Source organism: Niabella sp. ZPM-14 (assembly GCF_055693045.2).
This window is the reverse complement of the sequence record NZ_CM181148.1, coordinates 3,952,503-3,965,034: the sequence shown is the minus strand read 5'-3', so window position 1 is coordinate 3,965,034 and position 12,532 is coordinate 3,952,503. Positions and strand designations below refer to the sequence as shown.

The 12,532-nt window shown below is 48.5% G+C and carries 5 protein-coding genes; 2 read left to right on the top strand and 3 right to left on the bottom strand.

What is annotated here, in order from left to right; translation table 11 throughout:
* Positions 1 to 8: 8 nt before the first annotated feature.
* Positions 9 to 3,290, bottom strand: coding sequence for a SusC/RagA family TonB-linked outer membrane protein (locus ACU37H_RS16865; RefSeq protein WP_472704912.1), 3,282 nt, complete (start codon positions 3,288 to 3,290; stop codon positions 9 to 11).
* A gap of 859 nt (positions 3,291 to 4,149) precedes the next feature.
* Between ACU37H_RS16865 and ACU37H_RS16860 the strand changes: the two genes are divergently transcribed.
* Together ACU37H_RS16860 and ACU37H_RS16855 are read left to right on the top strand one after the other, a co-directional pair.
* Positions 4,150 to 5,505 carry a Gfo/Idh/MocA family protein gene (locus ACU37H_RS16860; RefSeq protein ID WP_472704914.1) on the top strand — a complete coding sequence of 452 codons (1,356 nt, stop codon included), beginning with the start codon at positions 4,150 to 4,152 and terminating at the stop codon, positions 5,503 to 5,505.
* A gap of 61 nt (positions 5,506 to 5,566) precedes the next feature.
* Positions 5,567 to 6,319 (top strand): 3-keto-disaccharide hydrolase, encoded by a 753-nt coding sequence (locus ACU37H_RS16855; RefSeq protein ID WP_472704916.1) that lies wholly within the window; start codon positions 5,567 to 5,569, stop codon positions 6,317 to 6,319.
* Between the two features lie 604 nt (positions 6,320 to 6,923).
* Here the strand turns inward: ACU37H_RS16855 and ACU37H_RS16850 are convergent.
* A complete protein-coding gene (locus tag ACU37H_RS16850; protein ID WP_472704918.1) occupies positions 6,924 to 8,054 on the bottom strand; it encodes an efflux RND transporter periplasmic adaptor subunit in 1,131 nt (376 codons plus the stop codon).
* 15 nt (positions 8,055 to 8,069) lie between these two features.
* On the bottom strand, positions 8,070 to 12,413 hold the full coding sequence (locus tag ACU37H_RS16845) for a CusA/CzcA family heavy metal efflux RND transporter (RefSeq protein WP_472704920.1): 4,344 nt from the start codon (positions 12,411 to 12,413) through the stop codon (positions 8,070 to 8,072).
* Positions 12,414 to 12,532: the final 119 nt, after the last annotated feature.

The window sequence follows — 12,532 nt, the reverse complement described above, 5'->3', positions numbered from 1 at the left end:
TTAATAAATTAGAAAATTAAGTTCAAGCCCAGGTTATACACGCGCGCAGCCCATCCACCGGTTTCAGGATCGCCAAACTCCCAGTCCTTAGCCCAAACGGCCACATTGCGCACCGTACCAAAGACCTTAACGCGATTGATATTCCACTTAGAGGTCCACTGCTGTGGCAATGTATAACCCGCTGAAATATTGTCAAGACGGATAAAGGAACGGTCGTACAATTTTCCCGCACCTGCTGCTCCCGTTGGGCCTCTGGCTTCGATGCGTCCATAATCATTCGTAGGATTGTTGATGGTCCAGTATTCCTTCGCAGGCAGGTTAGCCAGTGCGTACGTCATCCGGCCGCCATCATCGTCATTGTTCAGATAATAGCCTTCCAGGCTTTTATGTCCCATGTAAGAATAAATATTAAAGGAAACGCTCAGGTTGTTCCACAACACCACTTCGTTGCGGAAAGACCAATGCACGGGCGGTGTGCTCACACCCAGGAATTCCTTATCCTTGTCATTGTAGGTGTGCGTCACTTTACCATCGGCGCCCACTACATCATCAGCGGTGTAGTTGTTTGCTACCTTAGGATCGCCGGGAGCCTGTCCGTATTCAGCGGCTTGTGCCGCCTCGTTGGCCTGCCAGATACCGGTCACGTTGTAATCCCAGATCGCCCCGATAGGTTGCCCGATAAACCATCCGTTGGGTATATCATCTCTTTCTTTAGTGCCGATGATATTTCCGCTGGCATCCAGGATGTTTTCCCGGTCATAGTAAAGATGCACGATGCGGTTTTTGTTGTAAGACAAACCAATGGTCGTCGTCCACTGTACTTTATCATTCGTAATATTTACGGTATTCAATGCTACCTCAAAACCTGAGTTATCAACTTGTCCCAGATTGGTGGTAATGCTACCAAACCCGGTAAAGCTCGGCAGGCGCTGGTTCATCACCATGTCTTTCGTCTGCATGCGGTAATATTCCAGCGTTCCCGTAATACGGTCCTTGAGGAAACCAAAGTCCAGACCCACGTTCCAGGAGGCCGTTTTCTCCCACTGCAGGTTAGGGTTAGCGAGCCTGTCAGCCATTAAGTACCTGTAGAGCTGCAACTGTCCTGATGAATTAAGATAGCCTTGCATCTTACCTGCTCCTTCATAAAGGTTGGCCAAGGCCAGATAAGGATTGGCCAGGGAACGGTTACCATTCTTACCATAGGACAACCGAAGCTTACCATTGCTCATGATGCTGTTCCACTTGAAGAATTTCTCATTAGTGAAGGTCCAGGCAAGAGAAGCAGAAGGGAAAAACGCATAGGGATTGGAAGTTCCAAAGGCAGAGTATCCATCCCGGCGTACCGACCCGGTAAACATATATCTGTTATCGTAAGAATAGAACAAACGAGCCAGCAAACCGTCGGCGGTTTCACGCGCATCGCTGCTGGAGTACGTGCTGTTCTCTTTAGAACCATTCTTGGTATTGTGAAACCCTAATGCGTCAGAAGGCAGGATGTTACGCGCTTCTATGCGATCCATCCAGGATCTGCGGTTTTCCGCCTCCTGCACCAATGTCACCATTACATGATGTTTCCGGTTAAAGGTCTGATCCCAGTTGATTGTATTGTTCAGCGACCAGTCAAAACGTTTAGCCTGCTCCCGGTTGGCACCACGCGTTTTAGGATCAGATCCCGGCAGTTCTGCAGACATGAAATAACGATCATAGAAGAACTGGTAACGCGGCGACACGTTGAACGAGTAAGTAATATTAAAAGGTAATTTCAATTTAGCATTCAGGATGGTGTTCAACACCGTGTATCCTTTTTCCAGCTCAAGATATTTTTTCTGGAAGTCATAGTTATATCCGCGCTGGCTGAATTCAGAGCTCAATGGAAACTGGATCGGGTTTCCCATGTCATCCGCGTAATCCGCATAAGGACTATTGCGCAGCGACTGATCTACATCGATATCAACGTTTCCGTCAGAGCGGTCCTGGAAGTTCACGTTAGCGCCTACTTCGAACCATTTGGTGATTTTCGCATTGATCTTCATGTTGGAGCGAATGGCCTTGTAATTATCGCTGATGATGGCGCCTTCATTCTTCAGGTAGCCCATCGACAGGTAATAATTGACATTCTCACTCGCGCCGCTTACACTAGCGTTATAATCCTGGTTGAAGCCGGTACGATAAGTATGATCTTCCCAGTCCACTGTTTTACCATTAAGAAAGTTCTGAAGTGCATTACCGTTAAAGCCGATCCTTCTTGCCCAGATGCTCAGGTCAGACTCATCTGTCGTCTGCGGATCATATCCCCTCCACTGTTCAACAGAGATATCTGAAGGCAGTTTATCCGGACTGGTAAAATATTCAGGTTTGTTGGCGTACACGCCCGTTCTGTAGGCTTCGTAAGCACCTGTTTCCTGGTTCAATCCGTAAGTATTCTTGGTGAACCAGTCCACCCTGTGTTGCAGGTAAGCTTCCGGCGTAAACCGTTCACGATAAAGGCTGCGCTGCGTGATACCGGCATTCATGGTAGCCGTGATCACGGGTTTTCCGCGCTTTCCTTTTTTCGTGGTGATCATGATCACACCACTTGCCGCTTTGGCCCCGTATACTGCGGCGGCCGAGGCATCTTTCAATACATCGATCTGGTCGATATCATCCGGGTTGATCTCTGAAAGCTCACCATAGAATAGCATTCCATCCAAAACGATCAGCGGGTTATTATGTCCGCCGTCGTTATAAACCGTGCGGCGCCCGCGCACTTCAATATTACCACCACCTTTTGCCGAAGGATCGAAACCTACCCGAAGGCCAGGCGCACCACGAAGGATATCCTGAACGGTCTTGGGGTTTTCATTGGCGATGTTATCGGGGCGGATCTGAACTACAGAACCGGTAAGATCTTTTCTTCTCATAGTACCGTATCCCACTACCACTACATCGTCCATCCCTGTGGCGGACGCCTGCAGCACAATTGACAAGGGAACACTTCCCTCTACGGTCACCTCCTTCGTAAGATAACTGACGTGGGACACGGTGAGCACGGCGCCATCAACTGCCTGGATGCTGAACGCTCCCTGGGCGTCAGTGGTTGTACTGATATTAGTGCCCTTAACGATGACCGTCACATCTCCGATTCCATTTCCGAGGGAGTCTGTGACCGTACCGGTGACCGGCTGGCCCTGCGCCGATGCACTCAAGGCAGCCATTATAAATAATGCAGCTGTAAACAATATGGACACCAGCAGTTTCCTGTAATGTTCAAAGGCATAATATTGCCGGATCATTTTGAAGTTTGTATTCATAATAGTCATATAATCGTTTCCGAAGACAGTTACCAGCAGTACATTAAAGGGCTACAGACTGCTATTCCCTGATGCCAGTGACCATGCGGACTTCAGGCATCAGGACTGATTCTTATCTAAAAATTTTGTAATGATTTTTTGCAAGTTGACCGGGCTCCACCAGGTGGATCTTATCAGAGCTGCAATCGTTAAAATCCCAATTTCAAATCGGATGTAAAGTAAGAGAACATCTCTCGCATGTTTTATCCAACTTTTTGACGAATCGTTCCAACTTTCGTCAGACCATACGGGCTGACAGCCCGTAAACAGGGGCTTTCAGCCGTATCAATGATCTATTGACCGGCTGGCGGCAGGCAACCATTCGGGCAAAAGCACCTTCCATCTGATACAAGTATTTATTCAACTATTTGACGATTTGTTTCAAAACAAGGACTTGAACGATATTTAAAAAAATGAATATCAACGCATTATTACATAACATAGACACGGCTTTACGGAAAGATGCGCCAAACGCTGAAACCTTTTCATAAATTCGCAACGTTAAGCTCTAAAACGATGTGCCTGATCCGGATTGCCAGTTCATAGCCCAAAAATGATCTCTCAAAAAATGCGAAGCAGATGCTTATATTCATGCAAGGAAATGAGGCTGGATTTATATAAGCGATCTGACAGCGATCGAATCGATTGTAACAAAAACTGTCTGCCCGGCATTTTATCGGGGCGGGCATGAAATATAAAAACTGATGAAACAAAACAGGAAGTAATTTTTCGTATATGAAAAGTATACTGCAATGTTCCATCTCACCATTAAAAACCGGTCCGACCAGAGTAGATCCGGGCGGGCATAAAACAAGTACTAATGAAAAAATCGCGTCGCAGGTTTCTTAAGCAGGCCTCAGTGGCCGGCGCCGGACTGATCTTGTCCAACAATGCTTTCAGCGCCAAAAGTTATAATCGCATCGTAGGATCCAACGAGCGTGTTCGCGTCGGCGTGGTGGGATTTTCAGACCGCCATCGCTTTTCTCATATGCCCTGCTTTATGAACCATGCCAGGGAACTGAACTTTGAAGTAGTCGCTGTTTCCGACATCTGGAAGCTGCGCCGGGAAGAAGGTGCCGCTATGTGGAAGGAAAAGATGAAGAATGATGTAAAAGCCTTCCGCAATAATGAAGAGCTGTACAACAGCAAAATGGTGGATGCTGTCTTTATCAGCACCGCGGACTTTCAACACGCCCTGCATACCATCGAAGCCGTAAAGGCCGGTTGTGATGCTTACGTTGAAAAACCTTTCGCAGAAAGCATGGAAGACAACCGCGCTGCACTGAAAGCCGTGAAAGAATCAGGGAAGATCGTGCAGATCGGCTCGCAGCGCCGCAGTGGCGCCAACTATCATGCGGCTAATGATTTTATCAAATCCGGAAAGTTCGGGCCCATCACCATGGTAGAGCTGACCTGGAATGTCAACCAGCCCGGCCGCTGGCGCCGACCCGAGCTCCTGAAACAACTGAAAGAACAGGACATTGACTGGAAGCGTTTCCTTATGAACCGTCCGTTCGAAAAATTTGATCCGCGGATTTACCTCGAGTATCGCTTGTTCTGGCCGTATTCCTCCGGCCTGCCCGGGCAATGGATGAGCCACCAGATCGACACGGTGCATTGGTTCACCGGACTGAAACATCCACGTAGCGTTGTGGCTAACGGTGGTATTTACCAATGGAAAGATGGTCGCCGCAACTGGGATACGATCATGGCGGCTTTCGATTATGGTCCGTCAGATGATCTGTCCAAAGGATTCCAGGTAACTTTTGGATCACGCATGCATAACGGTGAAGAGCGCCCGGCAGAGATCTATTACTCCAACGGCGGTGAATTGAACCTGATCACCAATAAAATTTCTCCGCAGGGAGGTCTGACTAAAAAGATGGCAGCAGCCATGAACATGGAACCGAACCTGTTGCCGGAGATGACATTGCCTAACAACGAACAGGTAGTAGCTTCGGCCAACACCGGTGGTGACGTGCTCACGTCTAACCACGTTCGCAACTGGATGGAATGTGTACGCAGCCGTAAACAGCCGAATGCCCCTGTGGAAGCGGGATACAGCCACAGCATCGCCAATATTATGACAACAGCTGCTGCACATACAGGATCGAAAGCCACCTTCGATGAGAAAACACAGGAAGTGATGGTGAACAATAAGGTTTTTAAATACTAATGTATTGATAATAAAAAATCAATTTGAATTTTTCAAACAACATAAAATAATAAAACGTAAGATGCAGACAAACCCGATTATGAAAGTGGTGGCGTTTTCATTGCTGCTGTTGACCAGTAATCTTTTATTAGCTCAGAAGCATAACAGCCTAAGCAAAAAGGAAAAGAAGGAAGGATGGACATTATTATTCGACGGCAAAACCAGCAAGGGTTGGCGCGGCGCCAACTCGGCCACTTTCCCTACGGCGGCTAACGGCTGGATCATCCGGGACGGCGTGTTGACGATCCAGGCTGCAGACGGATCAGAATCTCAAAACGTCGGCGATATTGTAACCACTGGTGAGTACAGCGCTTTTGAACTGTCATTTGATTTCAAACTGACAAAAGGCGCGAATAGCGGTGTGAAATATTTTGTAACGCTTAAAGAAAAAACCGGCGCATCGGCCATCGGACTGGAATACCAGATCCTGGACGACGAAGTGCATCCTGATGCGAAGCTGGGCCGCGATGGCAATCGCACGCTCGCTTCGTTATACGATCTGAAAACTTCTGATAAGGCAAACGCTGTCCGGCCAATTGGTGAGTGGAACACCGGAAAAGTAATTGTATATCCCAACAATCATGTAGAACATTGGCTGAACGGCGTGAAAGTATTGGAGTATGAGCGCAAATCGCCTGAATTCCGCGACCTCGTTAAGATCAGTAAATACAAAGTATGGAAGAACTTTGGCGAAGCAGACAAAGGTCATATCCTGCTGCAGGATCATGGCAACGAAGTAAGCTACCGCAACATTAAGATCAGGGAATTAAAATAATCAATTTACACGAATTGAAAGAGGTTGTTTCTGATTAGGAAACAGCCTCTTTTGTTTATAGCAACGCGTCAGACCGGGACGGTCAGACGCGTATTTAAAAGAAACTATCCCAACTAAACTACGCTCCCCGAAAAAACACGTCTCGCCCGGCTTAGCAGAGCGGATGCATCAGCTGACAAATCAACGCCACGAATACATTAATGATGCATCAAGAGCCCAACGTGTTATCGCCTTAACTTTCAATGCTATTCTATCGTCTTGATGTTTGATTAATATCGAAGCACCAGTAAGATACCACCAATATTTATTCGTGTATCCGTGGCTTTATCAACGCGTCTGACCGTCCCGGTCAGACGCGTATTTAAATCTTCTTCTACTATGTTTAAGCCGCCTGAAAAAGCTATGGAGCTGCCTTAACTTCTATCATCAGTGATTTTGACATGGAATTATCTTGCAAAAATGGATGGCAGCACATTAAAGCGCTGAAGGTGTGAATGCCAAAAAGAAGCCTATGCCTGTAGGATCTTCTCCGATATTTAAAAAGGTGCATCTGCGTTTTTAGACTTTGACTATGCTGTAAAATTCGCACAACAGTTTGAGCCCCCTACTCTTCACTCACATTCTTAAATGCCATCAACAGGTTATAGGCCCCTTCCACCGCAAAGACGCGCTCATGCAGGCTTCCCCCGTTCAGGATCTCAGTGAATCCGTTCTCTGAATTTCCGACCTGCACTTCCTGCATCTCAAAGTTTTTGTTATCACCGGTGGTGAATGCATAAAACTTGTTTTCGAACCGGACGATCGCATCTTCCGGTAAGACATAAGCCGTGTTGCCCGCCAGCTCTATATCGGCATTCATGAACATACCCGGAAGCAGCTGGCTGTCATACTTATTGAATTCGCAATGCACTTCGGTGGCATTATTGTCTTCCAGGTTTTTATTGATCAACACTACCGTACATGAATATTTCTGATCCGGTTGCGCATTCGTATAAGCCGTTATTTTTTGCCCGATCGAGATTTTAGGGACGTCCTTTTCAAACACAGTCAGCACCAGGTGAATCGCAGAGGGATCTACCAGCTCAAACAGGATATCGCTGGGCGTCACATACTTTCCTATGCTGACCTTTACAGATGACACAAAGCCGTTAACGGGTGCATACACATTGATGCTCCTGCTGATGTTGCCCGCCGTGATCTTGCCGGGTTGCAAACCGATGAGCAGCAGCTTCTGTTCCAGCGATTTCATCAGGATCAATTGTGTCTGATAAGCAGCTCTTGCTTTTTCAAAAACCTTGTCGCTGGTTGCCTTACTCTGATTAAGATCCCGCTGCCGCTCATATTCCGTTTCATCAAAAGCCAGTTGCGCTTTGGAAGTGAGATAATCCTGTTGCAACTGGATATATTGAGGATCTTCTATCACCGCTAACACCTGGCCGCGCCTGACGGGCATACCGGGTATGAGACGGGTGCTTTTTAAATAGCCGCCGAGCGGAACGCTGACTGCGACAAGGTTCTGAGGAGGTACATCGATCTTCCCGGTCATTTTCATTACTGCCCCCACTTCCCTCTTTTCTAACCGGCCGGTCATGATGCCTGCATTTTTGACCTGCGCTGCAGAAAGGGTAATTGTATTGCCCTTCGCCACAACAGGTTCTTCATGGGTTTTTGTTTGTTTTTCAGAGCATGCAGTGAGCATCGCTGCGATCATTAAAATAGCTGATATATGTTTCATTCTTTAAGAATATGATTAAGGTTGATGATAATAGTTAAGATCTGCAAGGGCGTTGTTCCGGTTATGGATGGCTTCGATATAATCACTCCGGATCTGGATGGCCTGGTTAATTAACAACACCCATTCGAGGAAATTAATTTCACCATTCAGGAACTGTACTTCCGCAGTGCTGGTAATGGTCCGGGCATGTTCAAGTCCGGCATGTTCAAAGTAGCGTACGGCTTCATTGTATTTATCGTATTGTGCCACCACCCCCCTTAGGGTTGTCAGCAGCTCCTTTTGCTTGAGCTCCTGCTCCCTTCCGGCAATGCGTTCATTAAGTTCAGCAGCATTGATCCTGGCCTTTTGTGCTGCATTGAAAATAGGGATGCCCAGCCCCACCTGTACCGACTGAAAACGAGGCATGGCGTTGTATTCCCTGTTATCCGCACCCGTTCCTTTCATGCCCATGAGGTTATAGCCCAGCTTCAGATCAGGCAGCAGCCTGGATCGTTCTGTTCGTGTAGCAGCGCTGGCCACCTGGCGCTGTTGCTCCAGGTACTTTAATTCAGGGTGCCCCGCCAGCGCAGTGCTGTCCGTGTACAGCAAAGATTCATTTTCAGCAATGGGGAAAAACGATGTTTCCGTGTTGAGCAATAATTGAAACTGCAACTGAACCGTAGTCCTGTCTTGTTCCAGTTGAGACAGCTGCAAGGCCACCTGTCCCCGCTGATGCTCGGCTGTTGTTTTTTCCATAATATTGCTTTCGCCTTTGTTGAAACGCAACGTAGACTTGTCGAGGAAAGCGGCAAACAAACTGTCGTTGCGAACCAGCAACGCTTTCTTTTGCTGCAGGTACACCAATTGGTAAAAGACTTTAGCTACTTCTCTTTTGAGCAGTGCCTCCTGCACGTCAACGTTTAACAGCTTGGTTTTCCACTCTTCGGTCAACAGGGCTTTCTGTCGCCTGTAGACTACCGGAAACTGCACCGCTTGCGACACACCCAATTGTATGTCGGAGTAAAAACTGTTGAGCTGCCCGTAGCCTGCGTCAACGTTAGTCGCCGGAATAGCGGCAGCCGATTGTATCAGCCGCTGCTGGTACTCGGCCCGGAGGCGCTCGTTTTTAACCGATAAATTATTCTTCAAGGCCGTGTCCACTGCGGCTTCCAGGCTAATAGGTGTTTGCGCCGTTGATTGCATAACAGGCAACAGCATCCAAAAGACAATCGAAATGATAGCAGCCTTTTTTACTTTTTTTAAACGGATTTGTTGATGAGACATGATGTAAAGAATGGGTAATACAAAAAGGGTAAGCAAGGTTGCGATTAACAAACCACCAATCACTACAGTCGCCAGCGGGCGCTGCACTTCCGCGCCTTCACCAGTGCTGATCGCCATGGGCAGAAAGCCCAGCGAAGCAACACAGGCCGTCATCAATACCGGCCGCAACCGGATCTTGGTTCCCTGTATCACGATGCGTTTGAGATCGGTATAGCCTTCCTCTTTCAGCCGGTTAAATTCTGCGATCAGTACGATGCCATTCAACACGGCCACGCCAAACAAGGCAATGAAACCCACGCCGGCGCTGATGCTAAAGGAAATATCCCTGATCACTAAGGCGATGATACCGCCAATCGCGGATAGCGGAATAGCAGAGTAGATCAGCAGTCCCTGCTTTACAGACCGGAAAGCGAAGTAGAGCAAGAGGAAAATCAACAGCAGCGATACCGGGACCGCAATGTATAACCGCGACTTAGCCGCTTCGAGATTTTCAAAAGCACCACCATAAGTAACCCGGTAGCCGATGGGCAACTTCATTTGTTGCGCCACTTTTTGCTGCAGCTCTTCCACGGTGCTCTGCACATCCCGGCCGCGTACGTTGAACCCTACAATGATCCTGCGTTGTGAGTCTTCCCTCTGTATCTGGTTGGGTCCCTCTATGATGTCTACATTGGCGACCGTAGTCAATGGCAACTGTCCGCCGTCAGGCAGCGGCACGAGCAGGTTTCGGACATCCTCGAGGCTTTGTCGTTTTTCTCCCAGCAGCCGCACCACCAGGTCAAATCTTTTCTCACCTTCAAAAACGGTTCCGCTGCTTTCGCCGGCAAAGGCTGCATTCAACACCCGATTGATGTCGCTGATGTTCAGGCCATACTGTGCGATCGCGGCCCGGTTGTATCCCACAACGATTTGTGCCATGCCGGTCACCGACTCTACATATAGCCCCTCACTGCCATCGACCGTGTTACAGATCTTGCCGAGCTGGGCCGCATACCGGGCCAGCGTGTCAAGATCTTCCCCAAATATTTTGCAGACCACATCCTGTCGTGCGCCGGAAATGAGTTCATTGAATCGCATGGCTACAGGATATTGGAAACTGAAAGTAACGCCAGGCACTTCTTTCACCGCCTCGGACATCTTCGCTTCCAACTCCTCGTAGGTGGATGCGGACTGCCATTCATCCCGGTCCCTGAGCACAATGATCATATCGGAAACATCGATGGGCAGTGGCTCCGAAGGCACTTCGCTGGTACCCGTCTTGGTGACCACCTGCTGCACTTCGGGAAATTGATCCAGCAATATTTTAGAGGCCTTTGATACCGCAGCTATCGAAGTGTTGAGGTTACTTCCCGGCAAGACCCGCGTCTCTACTGCGAAATCTCCTTCAGGCAATGCCGGGATAAACTCACCTCCTAACCTGCTAAGCAGGAAGACCGACAGTGCAAACAAGCCAAGCACTACTGCCAGAATTACTTTTTGATAACGCAGCGCTTTTACCAGTTGGTGCTGGTAAAAACGCACCAGGCGATTCATCATCCGGTCTGAAAAGTTAGGATCATGAGCAGGCTTTTTACTTAAGAACAGCGTGCTCATCATGGGTATATAAGTCAGCGATAAAATGAAAGCGCCCGCCAGTGCAAAGGCCACGGTCTGCGCCATCGGTTTGAACATTTTACCTTCAATTCCTTCCAACGTGAAGATCGGCAGGTAGACGATCAGGATGATGATTTGTCCAAAGACCGCGCTATTCATCATCCTGGACGAAGACTGCTGCACCTCCGCATCCATCTCCGGCTGACTTAACTGCCGGATATTCGCAAAGTGTTTGCTATGGCTGAGCCGGTGCATGACCGCTTCCACAATAATGACGGCACCATCTACTATCAATCCGAAATCCAGGGCACCAAGACTCATAAGGTTACCGCTGACACCAAAGAGGTTCATCAGGATAATGGCAAACAGCATCGACAGCGGGATCACAGAAGCTACGAGGAAACCGGCCCTGAAGTTGCCGAGGAAAAGCACCAGCACGAATATGACGATCAAGGCGCCCTCGACAAGATTTTTGGTCACCGTGCTGATGGCATTGTTCACCATCTTGGTCCGGTCGATGAAAGGCTCTATGGTGACGCCTTCGGGCAAGGTCTTCTTGATTTGCTCGATGCGCTCTTTTACACTTTTTATGACTTCATTGCTATTGGCTCCTTTCAGCATCAACACAATGGCGCCTGACACCTGGAGTTCACCATTGTAGGTGAGCGCGCCGTATCGCGTAGCATGTCCCATCCTCACTGTTGCCACATCCCGCACCAATAACGGCGCTCCGCCGGGAAGATGGCGTATCACAATGTTTTCAATGTCAGCGATACCTCCCACAAGTCCTTCGCTCCGGATGAAAAGCGCGGTGGCCCCTTTCTCAATATAGGATCCGCCCGTATTCTGATTGTTGCTTTCGAGCGCCTGAAATACCTCGCCAATACTAGTCTGGTGGGCCAGCAGGCGGCGCGGATCAACCGCTATTTCATACTGTTTCAGCAACCCGCCAAAGCTGCTCACTTCAGCGACACCCTTGACACCGAGCAGTTGCTTTCTTACAATCCAGTCCTGCATGGTGCGTAGCTCCATAGCATCGTATCGATGTTCAAATCCTTTTTTTGGGCGGAGGGTGTATTGGTAGATCTCGCCGAGACCTGTCGTAACCGGCGCGAGCATAGGGGTGCCAAACCCTTTAGGCATCTCTTCCTGCACCTGTTGCAGCCGTTCGGAAATTTGCTGGCGCGCCCAGTATATGTCTACATCATCATCAAATACGATGGTAATGACCGATAGCCCGAAGCTGGAAAAACTACGGAGCTCTTTCAGTCCGGGCACGTTGCTGTTCGCCTGTTCTAAAGGAAACGTGATCAAACGTTCAATATCCGTAGCGCCTAAGGCAGGCGCCACGGTGATCACCTGGACCTGGTTATTAGTAATATCAGGAACGGCGTCGATAGGTAATCGCTTTACTTCATAAATACCGTATCCCACGAGTGCCAGTACAAACAGGCCTATGAGCAGCTTGTTCTTTATGGAGAACGCTATAATTTTATTGAGCATGGAGGGCTTAGAGGGTTTAGAGAGTTTAAAGAGTTTCTGTTAATCATTCCAAATGGGGAAACCGGGCAAGAAAATGCCGGTGCCGGTGATGCGGAATGCATCACATTCTATGTATGTAC